At 48.3% G+C, this 21,923-nt stretch carries 28 protein-coding genes; 25 read left to right on the top strand and 3 right to left on the bottom strand.

Annotated features, from left to right (window positions below; translation table 11 throughout):
- Positions 1 to 12: 12 nt before the first annotated feature.
- The 19 genes from E7L17_RS08795 to E7L17_RS08885 all read left to right on the top strand — a co-directional run bounded on the left by E7L17_RS08795 (position 13) and on the right by E7L17_RS08885 (position 9,573).
- Positions 13 to 198: a type Z 30S ribosomal protein S14 gene (locus tag E7L17_RS08795; protein WP_283609451.1), complete on the top strand. Its 186-nt coding sequence runs from the start codon at positions 13 to 15 to the stop codon at positions 196 to 198.
- Positions 199 to 216: 18 nt separating this feature from the next.
- A complete protein-coding gene (gene rpsH / locus E7L17_RS08800; RefSeq protein ID WP_085831973.1) occupies positions 217 to 615 on the top strand; it encodes a 30S ribosomal protein S8 in 399 nt (132 codons plus the stop codon).
- Between the two features lie 16 nt (positions 616 to 631).
- Positions 632 to 1,180 (top strand): 50S ribosomal protein L6, encoded by a 549-nt coding sequence (gene rplF / locus E7L17_RS08805; protein WP_316322881.1) that lies wholly within the window; start codon positions 632 to 634, stop codon positions 1,178 to 1,180.
- Positions 1,181 to 1,200: 20 nt separating this feature from the next.
- Entirely contained in the window at positions 1,201 to 1,560 is a 360-nt protein-coding gene (gene rplR, locus E7L17_RS08810) for a 50S ribosomal protein L18 (RefSeq protein WP_085831975.1), read from the top strand.
- A 17-nt stretch (positions 1,561 to 1,577) separates the two neighbouring features.
- A complete protein-coding gene (rpsE, locus tag E7L17_RS08815) occupies positions 1,578 to 2,075 on the top strand; it encodes a 30S ribosomal protein S5 (protein WP_316322882.1) in 498 nt (165 codons plus the stop codon).
- 16 nt (positions 2,076 to 2,091) lie between these two features.
- On the top strand, positions 2,092 to 2,271 hold the full coding sequence (rpmD, locus tag E7L17_RS08820; RefSeq protein ID WP_316322883.1) for a 50S ribosomal protein L30: 180 nt from the start codon (positions 2,092 to 2,094) through the stop codon (positions 2,269 to 2,271).
- 18 nt (positions 2,272 to 2,289) lie between these two features.
- Positions 2,290 to 2,730: a 50S ribosomal protein L15 gene (gene rplO / locus E7L17_RS08825; protein WP_085831978.1), complete on the top strand. Its 441-nt coding sequence runs from the start codon at positions 2,290 to 2,292 to the stop codon at positions 2,728 to 2,730.
- Position 2,731: 1 nt separating this feature from the next.
- Entirely contained in the window at positions 2,732 to 4,060 is a 1,329-nt protein-coding gene (gene secY, locus E7L17_RS08830; RefSeq protein ID WP_316322884.1) for a preprotein translocase subunit SecY, read from the top strand.
- 45 nt (positions 4,061 to 4,105) lie between these two features.
- The gene (locus tag E7L17_RS08835; protein ID WP_316322885.1) at positions 4,106 to 4,747 is read left to right on the top strand and encodes an adenylate kinase; all 642 of its coding nucleotides are present in this window, start codon (positions 4,106 to 4,108) and stop codon (positions 4,745 to 4,747) included.
- Entirely contained in the window at positions 4,744 to 5,496 is a 753-nt protein-coding gene (gene map, locus E7L17_RS08840; RefSeq protein WP_316322886.1) for a type I methionyl aminopeptidase, read from the top strand. Before E7L17_RS08835 ends, map begins: the two co-directional genes overlap by 4 nt.
- A gap of 11 nt (positions 5,497 to 5,507) precedes the next feature.
- A complete protein-coding gene (locus E7L17_RS08845) occupies positions 5,508 to 5,747 on the top strand; it encodes a KOW domain-containing RNA-binding protein (RefSeq protein WP_085831981.1) in 240 nt (79 codons plus the stop codon).
- 28 nt (positions 5,748 to 5,775) lie between these two features.
- Positions 5,776 to 5,994, top strand: a complete 219-nt coding sequence (infA, locus tag E7L17_RS08850) for a translation initiation factor IF-1 (protein WP_085831982.1) — start codon at positions 5,776 to 5,778, stop codon at positions 5,992 to 5,994.
- Positions 5,995 to 6,046: 52 nt separating this feature from the next.
- On the top strand, positions 6,047 to 6,160 hold the full coding sequence (gene rpmJ, locus E7L17_RS08855) for a 50S ribosomal protein L36 (protein ID WP_009065749.1): 114 nt from the start codon (positions 6,047 to 6,049) through the stop codon (positions 6,158 to 6,160).
- Positions 6,161 to 6,194: 34 nt separating this feature from the next.
- Positions 6,195 to 6,563, top strand: a complete 369-nt coding sequence (gene rpsM, locus E7L17_RS08860) for a 30S ribosomal protein S13 (protein WP_316322887.1) — start codon at positions 6,195 to 6,197, stop codon at positions 6,561 to 6,563.
- 24 nt (positions 6,564 to 6,587) lie between these two features.
- A complete protein-coding gene (rpsK, locus tag E7L17_RS08865) occupies positions 6,588 to 6,995 on the top strand; it encodes a 30S ribosomal protein S11 (protein ID WP_009065718.1) in 408 nt (135 codons plus the stop codon).
- Between the two features lie 35 nt (positions 6,996 to 7,030).
- Positions 7,031 to 7,657, top strand: a complete 627-nt coding sequence (rpsD, locus tag E7L17_RS08870) for a 30S ribosomal protein S4 (protein ID WP_316322888.1) — start codon at positions 7,031 to 7,033, stop codon at positions 7,655 to 7,657.
- Positions 7,658 to 7,724: 67 nt separating this feature from the next.
- A complete protein-coding gene (locus E7L17_RS08875; protein WP_316322889.1) occupies positions 7,725 to 8,690 on the top strand; it encodes a DNA-directed RNA polymerase subunit alpha in 966 nt (321 codons plus the stop codon).
- 47 nt (positions 8,691 to 8,737) lie between these two features.
- Positions 8,738 to 9,079, top strand: a complete 342-nt coding sequence (rplQ, locus tag E7L17_RS08880) for a 50S ribosomal protein L17 (protein ID WP_085831986.1) — start codon at positions 8,738 to 8,740, stop codon at positions 9,077 to 9,079.
- A 158-nt stretch (positions 9,080 to 9,237) separates the two neighbouring features.
- On the top strand, positions 9,238 to 9,573 hold the full coding sequence (locus E7L17_RS08885) for a hypothetical protein (protein WP_316322890.1): 336 nt from the start codon (positions 9,238 to 9,240) through the stop codon (positions 9,571 to 9,573).
- 124 nt (positions 9,574 to 9,697) lie between these two features.
- On the opposite strand, the gene abc-f is transcribed toward E7L17_RS08885, so the two are convergent.
- The 3 genes from abc-f to rnhA form a co-directional block, all read right to left on the bottom strand.
- Complete coding sequence (gene abc-f / locus E7L17_RS08890; RefSeq protein WP_316322891.1) at positions 9,698 to 11,314, bottom strand: ribosomal protection-like ABC-F family protein; 1,617 nt, start codon at positions 11,312 to 11,314, stop codon at positions 9,698 to 9,700.
- 400 nt (positions 11,315 to 11,714) lie between these two features.
- The gene (gene nifS / locus E7L17_RS08895; protein WP_316322892.1) at positions 11,715 to 12,860 is read right to left on the bottom strand and encodes a cysteine desulfurase NifS; all 1,146 of its coding nucleotides are present in this window, start codon (positions 12,858 to 12,860) and stop codon (positions 11,715 to 11,717) included.
- 65 nt (positions 12,861 to 12,925) lie between these two features.
- Positions 12,926 to 13,366 (bottom strand): ribonuclease HI, encoded by a 441-nt coding sequence (gene rnhA, locus E7L17_RS08900; RefSeq protein WP_316322893.1) that lies wholly within the window; start codon positions 13,364 to 13,366, stop codon positions 12,926 to 12,928.
- A gap of 507 nt (positions 13,367 to 13,873) precedes the next feature.
- Here rnhA and E7L17_RS08905 point away from each other — a divergent pair.
- The 6 genes from E7L17_RS08905 to hpt all read left to right on the top strand — a co-directional run bounded on the left by E7L17_RS08905 (position 13,874) and on the right by hpt (position 21,890).
- Entirely contained in the window at positions 13,874 to 15,910 is a 2,037-nt protein-coding gene (locus tag E7L17_RS08905) for an RNase J family beta-CASP ribonuclease (RefSeq protein ID WP_316322894.1), read from the top strand.
- A gap of 127 nt (positions 15,911 to 16,037) precedes the next feature.
- On the top strand, positions 16,038 to 18,032 hold the full coding sequence (locus E7L17_RS08910) for a DHH family phosphoesterase (protein WP_316322895.1): 1,995 nt from the start codon (positions 16,038 to 16,040) through the stop codon (positions 18,030 to 18,032).
- 102 nt (positions 18,033 to 18,134) lie between these two features.
- Entirely contained in the window at positions 18,135 to 18,587 is a 453-nt protein-coding gene (rplI, locus tag E7L17_RS08915; protein ID WP_316322896.1) for a 50S ribosomal protein L9, read from the top strand.
- A gap of 36 nt (positions 18,588 to 18,623) precedes the next feature.
- Positions 18,624 to 19,991: a replicative DNA helicase gene (gene dnaB, locus E7L17_RS08920; RefSeq protein WP_316322897.1), complete on the top strand. Its 1,368-nt coding sequence runs from the start codon at positions 18,624 to 18,626 to the stop codon at positions 19,989 to 19,991.
- Positions 19,984 to 21,354, top strand: coding sequence for a tRNA lysidine(34) synthetase TilS (gene tilS, locus E7L17_RS08925; RefSeq protein ID WP_316322898.1), 1,371 nt, complete (start codon positions 19,984 to 19,986; stop codon positions 21,352 to 21,354). The genes dnaB and tilS overlap by 8 nt, the downstream gene beginning before the upstream one ends.
- Positions 21,351 to 21,890, top strand: a complete 540-nt coding sequence (gene hpt / locus E7L17_RS08930) for a hypoxanthine phosphoribosyltransferase (protein WP_316322899.1) — start codon at positions 21,351 to 21,353, stop codon at positions 21,888 to 21,890. Before tilS ends, hpt begins: the two co-directional genes overlap by 4 nt.
- The last annotated feature ends 33 nt before the right edge of the window (positions 21,891 to 21,923 follow it).

Raw genomic sequence — 21,923 nt, forward strand, 5'->3', positions numbered from 1 at the left:
GGAGGGATTATTGTGGCCAAAACATCTATGAAAATCAAACAAATGAGGACGGCAAAATTTTCCTCCAGAGAGCATAACCGCTGCAAAATTTGCGGCCGGCCGCATGCTTATCTCCGCAAGTTCGGGATTTGCCGCATATGCTTCCGCGAGCTTGCCCATAAGGGTGAGATCCCGGGCGTGAAAAAAGCCAGCTGGTAAAGCAAAGGAGGGAACGGTATGCAGATTACAGATACAATTGCTGATTTGCTCACCCGTATTCGCAACGCGAATGCTGCGAAGCACGATTCCGTTCAGATTCCCAAGAGCAACATGAAAGAATCTATTATTAAGATTCTGGTTGAAGAGGGATATGTAAAGAACTACACGGTGATCGAGGACGGCAAACAGGGGATTCTGAAAGTGAATCTGAAGTACGGCGAGGGTAAGACCCCCGTCATTAAAGGCTTGCGCAGAGTGTCGAAACCCGGCCTGCGCATCTATTCCAACGCAGAAGATCTGCCAAAGGTTCTCAAAGGCCTTGGCATCGCGGTCATCTCAACTTCTAAGGGCATTATGACAGACCGTCAGGCTCGTAAAGAAAACGTTGGCGGCGAAGTTCTAGCGTTTATTTGGTAAACAAGGGGGTGCAACTATGTCGCGAATTGGAAGAAAACCCATAAATATTCCCGCTGGTGTCGATGTTAAAATCGATGGCAACGTTGTTACTGTTAAGGGTGCTAAGGGAACGCTGACTCAGCAGTTCCACCCGAACATGACGATCTCTCAGGAGGGCAACGAGCTTCTCGTAACCCGCCCGAACGATGAGAAGGATAACCGTGCACTGCACGGCCTGACCCGTACGCTGCTGCACAACATGGTAGTTGGTGTAACGGAGGGCTTTAAGAAGGAGCTCGACGTTCTGGGTGTTGGTTACCGTGTACAGAAGCAGGGCAAGGACCTGGTTATGAACCTAGGTTATTCCCATCAGGTAATCGTGTCTGAAAATGACGAGATTCAAATTGAAGCTCCTACGCCCAACAAGATTATCATTCATGGTATTGACAAGCAGAAGGTTGGCCAGTTTGCCGCGGAAGTCCGCGAGAAACGTCCGCCGGAGCCGTATAAGGGCAAGGGTATTCGTTATGTTGGTGAATATGTCCGCCGTAAGGAAGGCAAGGCCGGTAAGGGCTCTAAGAAGTAACTGAAGGAGAGTGAATCAAAATGGTGAACAAGGCTGATACAAATAAAGCCAGGCTGAACCGCCACCGTCGTGTGCGCGGCAAGGTTTCGGGCACTGCAGAGCGCCCGCGCCTGAATGTATTCCGCTCCGCCAAGAACATCTACGCCCAGATTATCGACGATGTTGCGGGGGTTACTCTCGCAGCAGCTTCCACACTGGACAAAGAGTTTACTGGCAATGGCGGAAACAAAGAGGCCGCAAAAAAGGTTGGCGAGCTAATCGCTAAGCGCGCGGCTGAGAAGGGGATCACCGAGGTCGTATTTGACCGCGGCGGTTATATTTTCCACGGCCGCGTCAAAGAGCTGGCCGAAGGCGCCCGCGAGGGCGGCCTCAAGTTCTAAGAGAAGGAGGAATACTTTTGGCTAGAATTGACGCATCTACTTTGGATTTAAAAGAGCGCGTTGTTGCGATTAACCGCGTTTCCAAAACTGTAAAAGGCGGTCGTATTTTCAAATTCGCCGCTCTGGTAGTTGTCGGTGACGGCAACGGAACAGTAGGATTCGGTATTGGTAAGGCAGGCGAAGTTCCGGATTCCATCCGTAAGGGAATTGAGGACGCCAAGAAGAACCTGATTAAGGTTTCTTTGCGTGGCAGCACAATTCCTCATGAAGTAATTGGTGTATATGGTGCAGGCCGCGTGCTGATGAAGCCCGCCGCACCCGGTACTGGTGTTATTGCTGGCGGCGCCGTTCGTGCAGTGGTAGAATCAGCTGGTATTAAAGATATTCGTACAAAAGCACTGCGCTCCAACAACCCTTGCAACGTAGTTCGTGCAACCATTGAAGGTCTTGCTGAGCTGCGCACTGCTGAAGAGGTTGCTGCGATTCGCGGTAAATCTGCAAAAGAGATTCTGTAACAAGGGGGGCAGCAATATGGCACAGATTCAGATCAAGTTGGTTAAGAGCCTCATTGGCAGCCACAAGGACCAGATTGCGACCGCTCAGTCCCTTGGTTTGCATAAAATCGGTGACTGCACTTCGCAGCCCGATAATCCTCAGACCAAAGGCAAGGTGGCAAAAATTATCCACCTCATCGAGGTAAGCAAAGCGTAAGCAAGGAGGTGCGAGTAAATGAAGTTGCATGACTTATCTGCAGTACCCGGGTCCACCCAAAAGGCCCGTAGAATCGGCAGAGGACATGGCTCCGGTTGGGGCAAAACCTCCGGCAAGGGTCATAAAGGCCAGAAGGCTAGATCCGGCCGTGGATTCCGTGCAGGTTTTGAAGGCGGTCAAATGCCTCTGCAGAGAAGAATCCCGAAAAGAGGCTTTGTCAATATTTTTGCAAAGGACATCGTTGCGATCAACGTTGGTACGCTGGAATCCTTTGACAATGGCGCTGTTGTAGACATTCAGGCTCTGCTGGATGCCGGCATCGTGAGAAATTCCTTTGACGGAGTGAAGATTCTTTCTAACGGCAAGCTAACGAAGAGCTTGACAGTAAAGGCAACGTCCTTCTCTGAAGCGGCAAAGCAGAAGATTGAGGCTGCCGGTGGGAAGGCAGAGGTGATCTGAGTTGTTTTCTACAATGAAGAATGCCTGGGCAATTCCCGATCTGCGTAAAAAGATTCTGTTTACACTGTTCATAATCGTTGTGTTCCGGTTTGGCGCCGTTATTACGGTGCCCTTCCTGAACGTAGAAGCCCTTCAGGGTTTAATGGGCCAGGTTGGCGAGTCGGGTAATGCACTGGGGTATTTAGATATGCTCTCTGGCGGCGCCTTTGCAAATGCCACCCTGTTTGCCATGAGTGTTACTCCCTACATTAACAGCTCCATTATTCTGCAGCTGTTGACGGTAGCCTTGCCTCCCTTGGAGCGCTTGGCTAAGGAGGGTGAAGAGGGCCGCAAGAAGATTGCTGCCATTACCCGTTATGTAACCGTTGTGCTGGGCCTGATTCAAGGTACCGCTTACTACTTTTATCTGCATAACAGCTCCTTTGAGGGTACCCCCATCACCATGTTTAACAAGGGTTGGGAGCAGACCTTCTCTGCTGTGGTTATCATCTTCACCTTCACTGCCGGTACGGCTTTGATGATGTGGATGGGCGAGCAGGTGAACAAGTACGGTATTGGCAATGGTATTTCCGTTCTCTTGTTCTCTGGTATCGTGGCTCGTATGCCGCATACCATTAGTACACTGGGCAAATACCTGCAAATTGCAAATCAGGATCCTTCAAACTATGGCAAGTACTATGCGTTTGTACCGATTTTCGTTCTTTTGTTCCTGGCGATTATTTGGTTTATTGTTCTTATGAACAACTCCGAGCGCCGGATTCCGATTCAATATGCAAAGCGCATGGTGGGTCGCAAAATGTACGGTGGTCAGTCCAGCCATATTCCGATTAAGGTTGCGATGTCCGGCGTTATGCCGATCATCTTCGCAAGCTCAATTTTGGCCATTCCCAGCACCATTCAGCTGTTCACAAACCCGAAGAGCGGCTTCTGGAAAGGTTTTCTGGATGCTTTCTCCTCCACCGGCTGGATGTATTCGGTTGTATATTTCGTTTTGATTGTAATGTTTGCGTATTTCTATGTTACCATTCAGTATAATCCGATTGAAATGGCCAATAATCTTCGTCAAAGCAACGGTACGATTCCGGGCGTACGTCCCGGCAAGCCGACCTCCGATTTTATTTCTAGAATCCTTTCCAAGCTTACCCTGATTGGCGCTTTGTTCCTGGCTGTCATTGCCCTAATGCCCATCCTCTTTGGTGCGGCAACAGGTATGCATAACATGTCTCTGGGCGGTACCTCTCTTATCATTTTGGTAGGCGTCGCTCTGGATACAGTCAAACAGATGGAGTCTCAGATGATGATGCGCCATTACAAGGGCTTTCTTGATTGACAGGTAGGCTTTTGAAAACAACATGGGGAGAGAGGGAAAAGGATTATGAAAATCATACTTCTTGGCGCTCCGGGCGCCGGCAAAGGCACGCAGGCTGAGGTAATCTGCGAGCGTTTGTTTATTCCCGCCATTTCTACGGGAACGATAATTCGAGAAGCGCTGAAAAGCGGCACTGAAATGGGCCGGAAAGCAAAGTCCTATATGGAAGCTGGTCAGCTGGTACCAGATGAGATCGTAATTGGTATCATCGAGGAGAGACTGGCCAAGGGCGACTGTGAAAATGGATTTATCCTGGACGGTTTCCCGAGAACCATCGTTCAGGCCGAGGCTCTGGATAAAATGGGGTTTGCGATTGATAAGGTCATCGATATTGAGGTGACTGATGAAGACATCGTCGCCAGAATATCCGGACGCCGTGTGTGCGATAAATGCGGTGCAATCTACCACGTGCAGCATAAGCCCAGCAAGGTAGATGGCGTTTGCGATAAGTGCGCAGGCACCCTTTCTCAGCGTCAGGATGACCAGACCGAAACAGTAATAAAACGGTTGAAGGTTTACCATGATCAGACAGAACCGCTGAAGGAGTACTACCAGAAGCAAGGTAAGCTGTTGATTGTTGAAGGAGGAGAAAGTATTGCGGATACGACCCGTAAAATACTTTCTTTACTGGAAGAGGCGCAATCATGATTGTGCTTAAGACCAGCCGTGAGCTTGCAGCAATGCGAGTTGCCGGTAGAATTTCAGCCAATGCTTTAAAACTGGCAGGCCAGGCGGTCGAACCCGGTATTTCTACCTGGGAGATCGACCGCGTTGCCCGCCGTTATATCGAGAGCGAGGGTGCAACGCCTTCTTTTCTGGGATACGGCGGTTTTCCGGCCAGCGCCTGCATTTCGGTAAATAATGTGGTTATCCATGGCATACCAAGCAAGGAAGTAATCCTAAGGCAAGGTGATATTGTCAGCATCGACATCGGCGCTTTTTATGAAGGCTTTACCGGTGACAACGCCTACACATTTGCGTGCGGTGACGTTTCCCCTGAAGCACAGCGCCTGATGGATACGACTCAGGAAAGCCTTTATGAGGGCATTCATGCCGCAAAGGCAGGTAACCGGGTTGGCGATATTGGCCATGCGGTGCAAACGTATGTCGAAGCACGCGGTTACTCGGTGGTACGCGATTTTGTCGGCCACGGAGTAGGCGCGAAGCTGCACGAAGATCCTAGCGTACCGAATTTTGGCGCGCCCGGCCGGGGCGTGCGATTGTTACCTGGCATGACAATAGCGATTGAGCCAATGGTAAATGCCGGAGTGCATACCGTCAAAACATTATCTGACGGCTGGACCACCGTTACAACAGATGGTAAGCTTGCTGCTCATTTTGAGCATTCGATTGCCGTTACAGCCGATGGTCCTGTCATTTTGACCTTACCGGATTAAGGGGAATCAGGATGGATTTTGTTAGAGGGCTTGTTGTCCGGTCATTGCGAGGGCGCGACAAGGGAGAATTTTTAGTGGTGCTGGAGGTTTGCGGCAAAGAGGTTATTCTCTGTGACGGAAAACGCCGCCCGCTGGAAAAGCCCAAGCGCAAGAACCTGATTCACCTTGCCGCGACAAACACCCTGCTTAGCTCGATGAACACCAACCGTGAAATCCGCTGCGCCCTGCGGCGCTTTTCGCAGGACAGCTGATTTCTGCAAGAGGAGGTTATGCTGATTTATGTCAAAACAAGATGTTATCGAAATTGAGGGTACCGTAACAGAAGCTCTACCGAACGCGATGTTTAATGTGGAGCTGCCGAACGGTCATATAATACTGGCGCATATTTCCGGTAAGCTGCGTATGAATTTCATCCGCATTCTGCCCGGCGATAAGGTTACATTAGAGCTTTCGCCCTATGACCTAACGCGTGGACGTATTACTTGGCGTTCGAAATAAAACCAGTGAAATCCGATTTGTTTAAACGACTTCGTCAAGGAGGGCGCACAGAATGAAAGTCAGACCTTCTGTAAAGAAAATTTGCGAGAAGTGCAAAATCATTAAGCGCAAGGGAAAGATCATGGTTATTTGTGAGAATCCCAAGCATAAACAGCGCCAGGGCTGATGGCGTAATTTGATCTTATGGAGGTGCAACCAGTATGGCGCGTATATCAGGTATCGATTTGCCCAGAGACAAACGTATTGAAATTGGGCTTACCTATATTTTTGGAATTGGCAACAAAACTGCCAAAGATATTCTGAAGGCAACCGGTGTTAACCCCGACACCCGCGTTCGCGATTTGTCTGAAGACGACACCGCAAAGCTGAGAGAATATATTGACCGCAACTGCCGCGTAGAAGGTGATCTGCGCCGCGACGTGGCGTTTGATATCAAACGATTGATCGAAATCGGCTGCTACCGCGGAATCCGTCATCGCAAGGGCCTGCCCGTTCGTGGCCAGCGTTCTAAGACGAATGCCCGCACTCGCAAGGGCCCCAGAAAAACAATGGCAAACAAGAAGAAATAAGCGAAGTCAGGAGGGATTACTCAGATGGCAGCACAAAAAGGCGGTAAGAAAACTACCGCAGTCCGCAGACGCCGCGAACGCAAGAACATCGAGCGCGGTGCTGCTCACATTCAGTCTACTTTCAACAATACAATTGTTACCATTACCGATGTGCAGGGCAATGCAATCTCCTGGGCCAGCTCCGGCGAGCTGGGCTTCAGAGGCTCCAGAAAGTCCACTCCCTTTGCCGCGCAGTCAGCAGCAGAAACCGCTGCTAAAATTGCGATGGAGCATGGTATGAAATCGGTAGAGGTTTTCGTAAAGGGACCGGGTGCCGGCCGTGAAGCCGCAATTCGCGCGCTCCAGGGTGCCGGGCTTGAGGTTAGCATGATTAAAGATGTTACCCCCATCCCCCACAACGGATGCCGCCCGCCCAAGAGAAGACGCGTTTAGTTTAAAACCGATTTTTTAGGAGGTGCAACCTTATTATGGCAAGATATACAGAGGCTGTGTGCAAGCTGTGCCGCCGCGAAGGCCAGAAGCTCTTTTTGAAGGGCGAGCGCTGCTACACAGAGAAATGCGGAGTAAGCCGTAGAGCTTATGCCCCCGGCCAGCATGGCCAGGGCCGCAAGAAGACTTCTGAGTATGGCCTGCAGCTGCGTGCAAAGCAGATGACCAAGCGCTTTTATGGTGTTTTGGAGAGCCAGTTCAGAGGCTATTATGATATGGCTACCCGCATGGAAGGCAAGACCGGCGACGCTCTGCTCGGAATTCTTGAGAGCCGCCTTGACAATGTTGTGTACCGTTCGGGCTGGGGCAGCTCTCGTGCAGAAGCACGCCAGCTGGTCGTTCACGGTCACTTCACCATCAATGGCAAGCGTGTAGATATTCCCTCTTACCTGACAAAACCGGGTGAGGTTATTTCCATTAAAGAATCCAGCCGCAGCAGCGATAAAATCAAGGCTGTGCTGGAAGCGAACGCTTCCCGCCCTGTACCCAAGTGGTTGGAACTCAACCGCAACACTCTGGAATCCAAAGTTCTGGCATTCCCTGAGCGTGAGGACATTGAGCTGGCAGTTGACGAGACTCTCATCGTTGAGTTGTACTCCAAGTAATGCCTTTGCGCAAGGCTAGTGTACATGACGGCAAAGCAATTTGCTTATGTGTGAAGGAGGTTCGCTGATGATTGAGATCGAAAAGCCAAAAATCGAAACAGAAGAGTTATCCAGTGACGGAACCCATGGCATATTTGTTGTGGAGCCGCTCGAGAGGGGATTCGGCACTACGCTGGGCAATAGCCTGCGTCGCGTGCTGCTCTCCAGCCTACCGGGCGTAGCTGTTACCTCTATTAAAATAGACGGTGTTCTGCACGAGTTTTCCACAATTCCCGGCGTGAAAGAGGATGTCACCGAGATCGTACTGAATATTAAGGGATTAACTGCTAAGCTGCACTGCGACGGCCCCAAAACCGTTGAAATCAGCGCGGAGGGCCCCGGCGAAGTGACAGCGAATTCCATTAAATGCGACAGTGAAGTGGAGATTCTGAATCCCGATATGCATATCGCCACTCTGTCCGATGGCGCCAAGCTTTATATGGAGCTTACTCTGGATAAAGGCCGCGGCTATGTTCCTGCCGAGAAAAACAAGGCAAACATGCGTGGCGGCAGCAACAACAGCGTGATTGGTGAACTTCCGATCGATTCTATTTATACCCCGGTTTTAAAAGTGAATTACAATGTCGCAAATACCCGCGTAGGCCAGAGTATCGACTACGATAAGCTGACGATGGACGTGTGGACCAACGGCGTAATCAGCGCACAAGAGGCGGTTTCTTTGGCCGCTAAAGTGCTGACCGAACACCTGAATCTGTTTGTGGATCTGTCTGACAAGGGCAGTAGCACGGAGATTATGGTGGAGAAGGATGAGAAGGGTAAGGAAAAAGTACTGGAGATGACCATCGAAGAGCTGGATCTTTCCGTACGTTCCTTTAACTGCCTCAAGCGCGCCGGCATTAACACGGTTGAAGACCTCATTAACAAGTCCGAAGAAGACATGATGAAGGTTCGCAACCTTGGCCGCAAGTCTTTGGAAGAAGTTGTGTGGAAGATGGCTTCCCTCGGCTTCAGCCTGCGTAAGGAAGACGAATAACGGATAGCAAATAACTTGCAACCTAAGGTAAAAGGAGTGATATTTCGATGCCTGGAACCAGAAAGCTCGGAAGAGATACTGCTCATAGAACTGCGATGCTGAGAGGCATGGTTACCTTTTTGCTTGAGAATGGCAAAATTGAGACCACTGTAACCCGCGCCAAAGAGGTTCGTTCTCTCACTGAGAAAATGATTACCCTGGCTCAGGAGAACAATCTGCATAACCAGCGTATGGCACTTTCTTTCATCACGAAAGAAGACGTGACCCACAAGCTGTTTACTGAGATTGCCCCCAAATATGCCGACCGTAAGGGCGGATATACCCGCATCACAAAGATTGGCCCGCGCCGCGGTGACGCAGCTGAAATGGCAATCATTGAGTTGATCTAATCGAACTGTTTCGATTCGTAATAGAAGAAGCCCTCCCAATTGGGAGGGCTTCTTTGCGTGCTTTTAATCAAAGTATCTAATTCTTCTACCCAATTGATTTTAAATAGCTAATACTTTATAATAAATATAAGAATAGAGAATAGTTGGAGGCTGTTAAAATGGAAGAGGAAGAGTTGGAGTTAGAGAACATTCTTGGAGTAAGCGATGGTATTACTGCAACTTATCACGAAATGCCCAAAAATCCTTACCACTGGAAAAGCGGAAAAAAGCCACCCAAACGCTATAACGAAGATGGTACCCTTGCTTTTTTATGGGTATTGGTTTGCCTGTACAATTCCCAATTAAAAGAGATTAAACCTATGACGGCGAAGTATGAGGCCGAACTTGGCTGGGTAGATGATCAAAATCAACCAATTGAAAACGGTTCATGGAGGGTAACACATTGGAATATTTTGACCCCACCACCGGTGTTTGATGGTGATTTATATTGGTAATCGACATATCTCATGAGTTTCCCCTTACCTTTATACTAAGAATATTATTTGAGATAGTTTAGAAAGGAAATAAAAATCCGCTATCCCACTGTATAGGGGCAGCGGATTTTTGTTTTTCTTTCATTTAAGTGCTCAGACTTCTTAGCTCTTCCAAAACACAACGATATTCCTCATCCAGCACCTCACGATTTGCACCGGGTAAAGAGAGTTCAGATACAATACGGGCAAGGCGTGTTTCCAGTATCAACCGCTGTGTGGAGTTGGTATTTTGAGGTGGAAATTTCTTCAGTTTTTCGTATTCATCTAAGTTACCGGCAAAGGAGCGAATGCGTTTGTTCTCAATAAGCAGCAATCGATTTGCAACCGCATTTACAAAAGACTGGTCGTGAGATACAAAAAGTAGTACGCCGGGGTAATCGGATAACATTACTTGAACTGCCTCAATGGATTGTACATCCAAGTAATTGGTTGGTTCATCCAATAAAAGTACATTCGCATCGGATGCCAAAAGCTGTGCCAACGAAAGCTTTATTTTCTCTCCGCCACTGAGTATGGCGGCTTTTTTCTGTACAGTGTCCCCACGAAATAGCAGGCGAGCTAAAATGGTTCTAACCGTGCTTTCTGATTGAACGCTGTGAGCCAATGCGTTTTGAAGTACAGTTTTCTCCTCATCCAGATTTTGAAAGTCTTGACAAAAGTATCCCAACCGTGCCTTGGGCGCACACCGAATTGCCGAATTCCCCTGCGCGATTAGTTGAAAAAGAGTGGTTTTACCCACGCCATTATTACCAATGAGTGCTGTGCGGGTTCGGTTTGGAATCTCAAAGCAAGCGTTTTCAAACAAGGTATTTTCTCTATATCCAAAGTGTAGCCCTTGGCAGGAAATTACGATTTTGTTCTGCGGGGGTTGAGTCAGTGAAAAATCGAGCTGAACACGAGGCAATTCTCGCGGCCTTTCTTTTTCTTCGAGTCTCTCCAAACGAGATTGCAAAGCCTGTGTACCTCTATTTAGCTTTTTGATTGTCTCCGTGGACTCTCTTTTGTGAAGGCGTGCTTCGGAATTCCCCATGCGTTTTGGTGCCTTGCGAATTCCTTTTGCATGATCCCGTGAACGGATCATTGATTTTTGGAGTCGAGCCCTTTCTTCCGTATATTGTTGGTATTCAAACTCTTCCCGTTTGATAATTTCTTGTTTTTGCAGAGAATACGAAGTGTAATTGCCAGAATAATCAGTTACGGTACCGTCGTGAACTTCAAAGATCCGGTTACAAGTTGCGTCAAGCAGGCTGCGGTCATGGCTGATGAGTACCAGTGTTTCTGCTGTTTTCAGTTGCTTTGTGAGAAGCTTGATTCCCGCATGGTCAAGGTTACTTGTTGGTTCATCCGCCATCAAAATTCCATGAGAACTAGATAGCGCATTGTCAATTTTTAACCTAGTTTGTTCGCCGCCGCTCAGTTTTTCATGCGCTAGGCGATCGGCTGGTAAAAAACGATGTTCTGTTTCGGGTAAAGGGACTTCCTGTGAAAATTGGCGTATATAGGAAATTGGGCACAAGCGGCGAATAGTACCCTCTTCTGGTTCACGAGCTCCGGCAAGCAATTCCATTAGCGTTGTTTTACCAGCTCCATTTTCCCCAACAATCCCGATTTTGTCACCTGTGTAGATGGTTAGATGCGGCAAATTAAGAATCAAACGGTTACCATACTGTTTTTTTAAGTTTGCTACTTCCAATAATATCAAAAAAATCTCTCCTTACATCCTATGGATGTGTCGGAAAGATCATAACAAAAATACACACAAACAGCCTGCTCCCAAGCGGAACAAGCCCTGCGTTAATTTTTTGATACGCTAATCCGACACAAACGGGCGCACTTCACCCGTCATCCACTGCTATTTTATGGCTTTGTCAGATTAGCAATTGCGCATGGCTTTTTAATACCTATCCCTTTCTACGAGTTGCTTTCAGGATAACTGATGGAACTAATTTTGTCAATGGGTGGATTATTTATCCTCCAAAACAATCTAACTTTCAACAATATGTTAACTAATTGTTGAAAGTTAGATTGTTTTTACAATTAGTTAATCAAAAGTTAGTCTTTGAACCCCTATTTCCTTAATTCTTTCAGTCGATAGCATAAACTTAGCTTGTTCGTAGTCGCTCAATCACTGCCGGTAGTACGCTAAGAATATATTCGATATCCTCTTCGGTATTCTGGTCTCCAAGCGTCAGGCGCAAGGAGCTTTTTGCAAGCTCAGGAGGAATTCCGATCGCCAGCAGAACATGGCTGGCTTCCAAAGACCCTGCCGTACAAGCCGAACCGGAGGAAGCGCAAATACCCTGACGGTCGAGAAGCAGAAGCATGGCTTCTCCATCAACTCCGTGTAAACAAAGATTCACATTACCAGGTAATCGCTGTTTGGCGTCACCGTTTAAAGAGCTACCGGGTATTTGCAATGCGCCTTCGATTAAGCGGTCGCGCAAAATACATAGTTGGTCTGCTCGTTCTTTCATGGTGGCGCAGGCATCACGCATTGCAGTAGCCAAACCAACAATGGCGGCAACGTTCTCTGTTCCGGCTCTGCGGCCACGCTCTTGTGCTCCGCCGTCCACCAAATTTTGAATGGTGATTCCCCGGCGTACATACAGTGCTCCAATGCCCTTGGGTGCATGCAGCTTATGGCCGGAAAGCGATAGCAGGTCAATATTCTGCTCTGCAACGTCAATTGGTAAAATACCAATTGCCTGAACAGCATCCGTATGAAAAAGTACACCGCGCTCCCGGCAAATGGAGCCAATTTCTGCGATGGGCTGGATCGTACCAATTTCATTATTGGCATACATCACAGAAACAAGTGCGGTATCTTCACGTATGGCATTCGCAACTTCTTCAGGGCGAACCAGTCCGTTTTCATGAACGGGAAGATAGGTAACGGAAAACCCCTCCCGCTCTAACGACTCTGCGGCATGCAGCACAGCGTGGTGCTCAAAGCAGGTGGTAATCAGGTGTTTTTTGCCTTGTAGCGCAAGCTCACGTGCAATTCCTTTGATTGCCCAATTGTCCGATTCGCTGCCGCCGGCCGTAAAATAGATTTCTCCGGGACGTGCGCCAATACACTCCGCAATGCTTTCGCGCGCAAGCTCAAGCGCACGCTTTGCTTCGCGTCCCTTGGAGTACATGCTAGACGGATTCCCATAGCTTTCCGTCAGGTAAGGCATCATGGCGCGCAGTACCGGTTCCGTTATAGGTGTGGTAGCCGCGTTATCGGCATATACAAATCGGCTCATAAGATTTCCTCCATGCGTCATAAGGCGCAGTTTCATGGTGCTGCAAAGTAAAAAACAGAAATATGTTAGGCTTTATACTGTTCTGCTGCGGCAACAGCAAGGCGGTCGCAGCGTTCGTTTTCGGGGTGCCCGGCATGTCCCTTTACCCAACAGATTTTAACATGGTGCGGCTCGAGTAAATGGAGCAGACGTTCCCACAAATCGGTATTGAGCGCCGGTTTTTTATCGGCTTTTTTCCAGCCATTATTACGCCAAGATTTTGCCCATCCTTTTTCAATTGCATCGCAAACATATTTGGAATCGCTCCAAAGAGTAACCTCACAGGGTTCTTTTAAAAGCGCAAGCGCTTCAATCACAGCGCTAAGCTCCATCCGGTTATTGGTTGTATGTGCTTCACCGCCGCTGATTTCTTTTTCTCTACCTTGGTAGCGGAGGATCGCACCCCAACCACCCGGCCCGGGGTTCCCTTGGCAGGCTCCGTCAGTAAAAATTTCTATTTGTTTCACGTAAGGTATCTCCGTTCTTTGTTTTTTTCTATGTTAAGGATGGCATACTATATTTAATAGCGGTTTTATTTGAAAAGTAGTTATGCAGTTGGTGATTTTATAAATTCAATGGATAGTAAAATGTGAAAGAGATTTGCGTCTTAGTATAAGGCATGTTGCATTTGCCTTACAAATTGATTATTTGCCATTCGGCAGAACGTATGGTTTCATTATACCAACCTTTTACGTGTGCCGCAACCGCAGCTTCACACTCACCACAGCTTTGTGCCATGCTTGACATCATGTGGTAATCAGGGTAAAATGAGACCTATCATATTGAGCGGATTATACCTATTTTTCCATAGAAAACGGTTATCATCCGCAGTGTATCGTTCATTTTCGCGGTAGCCCCGCGATGGATATAGACAATCGGATATTTACCAATATGCGTTTCGCATACACGCTTGCGGCACCGTTTGTGCGCAGGCTAGGGTGGTTTTGTCCCCAAATTAAAATGGAGGTTATTTTGTGACAGAAAAAATGAATATGAATTCGCCTGCCGACGCTGAGAAGAAGCAGGGCACCTTGTACGGAAAAGTGGTGGCCCGCAAGCAGCCGGAGAAGGCCGCGATTGCGGAGGATAAAAGGCCGGCGAAGGCAGAAAAGACGGTTGAGAAAACAGAGAAAACAGCCGCCGTTAAGTCTGCGCCTAAAAATGCACCCAAAGGGCAAAAAAAGGGTGGCCAGGGTAACAAGCCGCAGCAACAGCCGCGTGCAAAGGAAGCACCGAAAAACGCGCCACGCAAGGTAGAGAAAAGCGTTCTTCTGCCAGAGGTATTGGCGCAGGTGCAAAAGCAAGCCAAAAAGCAGACTCGCCGCAGGCCAAAGAAAGAAAACGTGCAGGAAAAGCCCTCAATTAAGGTGTATTTTCTTGGTGGCCTGAATGAAATCGGCAAAAATATGACTTTGTTTGAGTGCGAAGGCGAAATGCTGATTATAGATTGCGGCATGGCATTCCCGGATGGCGATATGCTCGGCGTGGATCTTGTAATTCCAGACTTTACGTTTGTAGAGCGTAATATCGATAAAATTCGTGGTATTGTGCTGACCCACGGCCATGAGGATCATATTGGTTCATTGCCTTATTTGCTCAAACGAGTAAACCTGCCGCTTTACGGCACTGCCCTAACACTTGGATTAGTTGGCGGTAAGCTAAAAGAGCACGGCCTTGCCAATAAAGTTAAAATGAATGTGGTTCGCCCTGGCGACACGATTAAGCTGGGTAGCATGGCATGCGAGTTTATTCATGTAAACCACTCGATTTCAGACGCTGTTAGCGTAGCGATTCATTCCCCCGCTGGTACAATCGTGCATACCGGCGACTTTAAAATCGACTGCACCCCTACACAAGGAAAAATGATTGACCTTGGTCGGTTTGCCCAATTGGGGAAAGAGGGTGTTTTGGCTCTCTTTGCCGATTCTACTAATGCAGAGCGCCCAGGTTTTACCATGACGGAGCGCAAGGTAAGCCAGTCTTTTGAAAACCTGTTTTTGCGTGCAGAAAAAAGCCGCATTATCATAGCAACCTTTGCATCGAACATTAGTCGTGTGCAGCAAATTATAAACTGCGCCGTAAAATATGGCAGAAAAGTAGCTCTATCTGGCCGCAGTATGCTCAATGTAATGGGTATTGCACAGGAGCTTGGCTACCTCGATATTCCTGATGGTGTCCTTATCGACATCGATATGATTCGCCGTTACCCCAAAGAGCAGATTGTTTTAATTACCACCGGCAGCCAAGGCGAGCCGATGTCTGCTCTAACTCGTATGGCGTTTGCTGACCACCGCAAGGTGGAGGTTGGCCCGGGGGATTTCATCATTATTTCTGCCCGCCCGATTCCTGGCAACGAGAAAACCGTGGGCAATGTGATTGATGAGCTGATGAAGCGCGGCTGCGAGGTTGTGTATGAATCTATGTACGAGGTGCATGTATCTGGCCACGCCTGCCAAGAGGAACTGAAGATTATTCAGGGTATTACACAGCCGAAATTCTTTATTCCGGTTCATGGTGAGCAAAAGCACCTGCAAAAGCATGCTGAGCTGGCACAGGCAATGGGTCTTAGCCGCTCCAACATTTATATTGGCAATATTGGTGATGTGCTGGAGATTAACCAGAACTATATGCGCCAGTTGCCCAGTGTTCCTGCTGGCCGTGTGCTGGTTGACGGTCTTGGTGTTGGTGATGTTGGCAGTATTGTTCTGCGCGACAGAAAGCACCTCGGTGAAGATGGCCTGATTGTGGTTGTGTGCACGATTGATGCAACAGATGGCCATGTGATTTCTGGGCCGGACATTGTCTCCCGTGGGTTTGTTTATGTTCGTGAGTCTGAAAGTTTAATGGACGATGCGAAGAAATTAGTATATAATGTTCTGGATACCAGTGCGCAGGGCAAGGTTCACGATTGGGGTATGCTAAAAACACGAATTAAAGACGATTTGTCCCGCATGCTGTACGACAAAACTAGACGCAGCCCGATGATTCTCCCAATCATTATGGAAGTTTGATTGAAAGTTGAACCGTAAATTACTTGAATTTATATAGAAGATTGTCTTCTATTCCTCCTCTTGCTTCAGGCAGGGGGAGGAATGGGAGAATTTGTTCAAGTGAAACTGCAATAAAGGAGAAATTAGATTGAAGCGGAAAATATGGGCTACCTCACCCGTGTTTTATGGCATCGCTGCTGTGATGCTGCTGATGGCACTGCTCAGTAGATTCTGGGATGCCAGAATTTTCTATGCAGAATTGGTTTTGGCTGTATTGGCCTTTATCGCAGTTGCTATGGCAAATTACCATTTTAAGCTCTATGTGGGTACGGCAGTGAAAAGTGCAGAAAAAATTCTTTCTGCTTCAGACTACCGTGCAATACATGAGTTTACTATCCCAGCTGTTTTGGTTGGGAAAATGGGCGATGTGATTTGGTACAACAACCGCTTTTCTGGCGAGGTTAGCTCCGGGTTTGACTGCCGCGGCGAAAACGTGGCGCGTTTTCTTACCCCCCATACGCTTGAACAAGCGGTAGGTGGGGAAGGTATCGACACTCAAGTGGGCGATCACCAGTACACAGTGTATTCCATGTCTACAAGAAATGGCTATGTGCTGTACTTTGTAGATAATACATACTACAAAGAAATCAGCCGTAAATACAGCGACCAAAAACCGGTAGTGGCTTTGGTTCTATTCGATAACCGTGAAGAGCTGATTCGCGACAGCGCCAGCAGTGAAGATGCGCGTATTTCTTCTGCAGTAGAAGAAGTGCTTCGTGGCTGGACAAAGGATACCGGCAGCTTTTTGGAACGTTTGGCCGGTGGGCGGTACTTGATTATGACAGATGAAGCGCACATTCGCGAGGATGTAAAAAAGCGCTTTGAGGTAATTGATGCGGTTCGCACCGTAAAGAGTGCGGATAACCGGAGTGCGACTATTTCCATTGGTGTGGGCCGTGGTGCCTCCAACTTTGCGGAAGGGGAGCTTTGGGCGCGTCAAGCGCTTGACATGGCGCTCGGGCGTGGTGGCGACCAAGTTGCAGTAAAGCAGGAGGATGGCACCTACGAGTTCTTCGGTGGCCTATCCAAAGGCGTAGAAAAGCGTGACAAGGTGCGTACCCGCGTTATAGCGGCAACACTGAGCGACCATGTTAAGGAATGCGACACTGTGTTCATTATGGGTCACAAGTATTCCGATTTGGATGCGATTGGTGCGGCAGTGGGCATGTGGAGTGCGGTTCACAAGGGCCTTAACAAAAAGGCGTTCATAGTCGTGAACCGAGGGCAAAGCATGGCGGTTCCGATTATTGAAAGTATGGAACAGTCTCTGCCGGAGGAAAAGATATTTATTACGCCAGATACGGCACTCGATATGGTTACGCAGAAGAGCCTTGTCATTGTGGTAGACACCCATTCGCAGGATTTTGTAGAGAGTGAAGAGCTGCTTCGCCAAACCTCTAAAATTGTTGTTATCGACCACCACCGTATGATGGTAAAGCATATTAGCAATGCGATTGTATTCTACCATGAGCCTTACGCTAGTTCCGCAGCGGAGTTGGTAACCGAGCTTGTGCAGTATATTAGTGAGAAATCCCTTTCTCGCGTAGAGGCAGAAGCCCTTTTGGCAGGCATTATGCTAGACACAAAGAATTTTGTGCTGAAAACCGGAGTGCGAACCTTTGAGGCCGCAGCCTACTTGCGGCGCAGAGGTGCCGATACGGTTGAGGTAAAGCGGTTATTTTCAAACACAATTGATACCTATAAGGCGAAGTACCAAATGGTTTCTTCCGCTGAAATTTATAACAATTGTGCCATTGTAAGCGCAGACGAAGAAACACCAGACATTCGCGTTGCAGCGGCACAGGCCGCGGATGAGCTGCTCTCCATTCAGGGAGTAAACGCGTCGTTTGTTATTTATCCTACCCCCGGCGGCGTGCAGATTTCTGCCCGCTCTCTGGGAGATGTAAACGTACAGGTAATTATGGAGATTATGGGTGGCGGCGGCCACCTGACTATGGCGGCGGTGCAACTAAAGAATACGACGCTACAACAGGCGCGCGATACCCTAATTTCCGTCATCAATAACAATCTTGCAAAGGCAAGCAAATTGAATTTGCCAGCGCAGGGTGGTGCCAAAAATTAATCAGTTTTTAAGCTTTGAGCCCGGTTTTATTCGCTTTATGCGATATTTTGAATTAAGAATTGGCTCAAAGTGAAGGATTATAGAAAAACGGAGGAATGTTTCATGAAAGTTGTTTTGCTGCAGGACGTAAAGGGAAACGGTAAAAAAGGTGAGCTTGTGGAAGTATCCGACGGCTACGCCAGAAACTTCCTTTTGCCCAGAAAGCTTGCCAAAGAGGCAAACGCACAGGCAATGAATGAACTAAAAAATGCGGAAGAAGCCAAGGAATTCCGCCGTAAAACAGAACTGGAAAATGCGCAAAAAACAGCGCAGACCATTGAGGGTAAAAGTGTAAAGCTTACCGCAACCGCAGGCCAGGGCGGCAAACTGTTTGGCTCGGTAACCGCGAAAGAGATCGCCGAGGCCTTAAAACAGCAGTACGGTGTGGATGTGGACAAGCGTAAAATTGAAATGCCCGGCGATATAAAGGCATTTGGCACATATGAGTGCGAAATTCGCCTGCACCAGAGTGTAACCGCTAAGGTGTTCGCTGTGGTAGGCGAAAAGGCGGAATAAGCTCCGCATAGAATCAAGCTGTCAGGAGGATTCAGGATGGATCGTGATAATCTGACAATTGGATACGATGGAATGGACCTGCCGTTCAGCCCAGAAGCAGAGCAATCTGTTTTAGGTGCCGTTCTGCTTGATTCCACCTGCCTTGACCGGGTCGCGGAATTTCTTCCGCGTCCCGATTATTTTCATCAGGTAAACCATTCATTGATTTACGGAGTCATGCTCGAGATGTTCACGCTCGGCCAGCCTGTCGATTTTGTTACGGTGCTCGAGCGCCTCAAGGAAACTCCTCGTTTTGATGAATCTGCAGGTAAATCGTATTTAATGCAGCTGGCGCAAATGGTTCCCTCCATTTCAAATGTAGAAACCTATGCGAAGATTGTTCGCGATAAATACGACGTTCGATCGCTCATTCAAACGGCGCGCGGCATTCTGGATGACGCACGTGAGAATGGAGCAGACGCTTCTTCCTTGCTCGATTCCGCAGAGCAGCGCATATTTGACATTCGACGCGGTAAAAATATGCAAGGGCTACAACGTGTAAATGAGATTATTCTTGACACGTTTGACCGCCTTGATTTACTCAACGGCCCGGATAAGGATATGTATCAGGGCATTTCTACTGGTATTAAAGGGCTGGATGATACCATTACCGGTCTGAATCGTTCCGACCTTTTAATACTGGCTGCGCGACCCGGTATGGGTAAAACCAGCTTCGCCCTGAACATTGCCCGCCATGCGGCGGTAGTCGCAAATAAAAAAGTTGCTTTCTTCTCGCTTGAAATGAGCAAGGAGCAGCTCGCGTCGCGTCTGCTCTCAACGGAAGCGCTTGTTGGCGGAACCAAGTTACGTACCGGCCAGCTTAGCGAAGGGGAATGGATGCGCCTGATTGAAGCGGGGGACATTCTCTCTCGTGCGCAAATGTATTTTGACGACAGCTCCGGTATTACTGTACCGGAGATGAAAGCCAAGGTGCGCCGCCTGAAAGACGTTGACATGATTGTGATTGACTACTTGCAACTCATGAACAGCTCACGCCGCATTGATAACCGTGTTCAGGAGATTTCGGAAATTACTCGAAATCTGAAAATTATGGCAAAAGAGCTGAATGTTCCAGTCTTAACACTGTCGCAGTTGGCGCGTGCCAGTGAAAAGCGTACCGAGCACCGACCGGTGCTCTCTGACCTGCGTGATTCCGGCTCTATTGAGCAGGATGCGGACGTTGTCTTATTTCTGTACCGTGAAGATTACTACCAAGGACCCGGTGCACCGGATGAAGACACCGACCGCAACAGCGGCGAGTGTATTGTCGCAAAAAACCGCCATGGTGAATTAAAAACGGTTCCGCTGCATTGGCAGGGTGAATTTATGCGATTTACTTCTCAGGAGGTTGTACGCAGTGAATAAGGAGAATGGTGTTCCGGCAGAGGAGCTTATCCGCCAGACGGTCAAACGCTATTCGATGCTGACCGGCGCGGAGCGCGTGGTAGCTGGTTTTTCCGGCGGCGCGGATTCCATTGCGCTGGTCGATTTTTTATGGCAGAGCGGTATTCCTTTGCTCGCCGCCCATGTAAATCATGGCTTGCGCGGAAAAGAATCGGATGCAGACGAACAGTTTGTACGCGAGTTCTGTAAGGCGAATAAAATTCCACTGCATGTGAAACGTGTGGATGTGGCGGCACAAGCGGCAGAACACGGTGAGGGTTTGGAAGAAGCTGGTAGACGCATTCGCTATTCTTTTTTTCAATCCATCAGCAGGCCGGGAGATAAAATCGCCACGGCGCATACACTGTCCGACCAAACGGAGACCGTTTTATTGCACTTAGCTCGTGGCACAGGTACCAAGGGACTGTGTGGCATTCCACCCGTACGTGGTAACATTATTCGCCCTTTAATCGGCATTACCCGAGCGCAGGTGGAGGAATATTGCAAACAAAATTTTTTGCCATATGTGACTGATCAAAGCAATTTTAGCCGGGAATACGCCCGCAACCGTGTGCGGCTCGATATTATTCCGGCATTAAAGGAGCTGAACCCCTCCTTTGAGCAGGCGGTGGAGCGGATGACACAACTGCTAACCGAGGATGATGAGTGCCTTTCGCAGCTTGCGGCACAGGCCGTTTCGAAATCCCGAGCGGATGACGGCTGGAAAATAGAACCACTTGAAAGTTTGCCTCGGCCGGTCTTGTCTCGCGCTTTGCGGCAAATTGCACAGCAGGCTGGCATTACCTCCCTCAGTCGGGAACGTACGCAGGCCGCTATGAGGCTACTCAATTCCGGTTCTGGTAAAATGGATGCGGGTGGCGGGTATTTTTTTGTTCTGGGCGGCGGCTTGTTACGCATTGTTTTGCCCGAAAAATATGAAATTGGCTGGAGTACCCCCTTGCAGGTGCCGAAAACCTTGACACCGACGGGCAGAGAGGTCATAATAAGAACACTAACTCGCGCAGAATATGAAAATATGGAGACAAAAATTCGCAATTTGTTATTTCATAACGCGCTTGATTATGATACAATAAAGAATAATTCCATTTTAAGAGGCCGCCGGCCGGGTGATTCCTTTTCGCCGCAAGGCCGTGGCGTTACCAAAAGCCTGAAAAAGCTGATGAACGAGGAGAAAATCCAAGTGTTTCGCAGGGATGGGCTTTTGCTGCTGGAGAACAATGGGCAGATTCTTTGGGTTGAATCCATTGGTGTTGCCGAGCAAGCCCGCGTTCAGCCAGGTACCAAACAAATCGCATACATTAGCGTTAAGGAGTGCAATTCATGACCAACGATATCAAAGAGGTTCTATTCAGCGAAGAAAAACTGGCGGAAATTGTCCGCGATCTGGGCAAGCGCATCAGCGAGGATTATAAGGGAAAAAATCTTTTGATGGTAAGCGTGCTGAAAGGGTCCTTTATTTTTATGGCAGATTTGACCCGCGCTATCGACATTCCCTGCCGCATTGACTTTATGTCAGTTTCAAGCTACGGTTCTGGTACAAAGTCTACCGGCGTTGTGAAAATCACAAAAGATTTGGATTTGCCGCTTGCAGGTTATGACCTGCTGGTTGTGGAAGATATTTTGGACAGCGGCGTAACGCTTAGCTACATACTGGAGCTTTTACAGCCACGTGGTCCAAAGAGTATTAAAATATGTACTTTGTTTGACAAGCCCGAGCGCCGTACCGCACAAATTACAGCGGACTATATTGGCACTAGAGTTCCAGATGAATTTATTGTTGGTTATGGTCTTGATTATGATGAAACCTACCGGAATCTTCCTTATGTGGGAATTTTAAAGCCCCACATATACGGAGGCTGAGTTTCGGTTATTGCATAAAAGGAGAGGAGTGAA

The sequence above is a fragment of the Clostridium sp. genome, assembly GCF_032576335.1.
Classification (GTDB): domain Bacteria; phylum Bacillota; class Clostridia; order Oscillospirales; family Acutalibacteraceae; genus Faecalispora.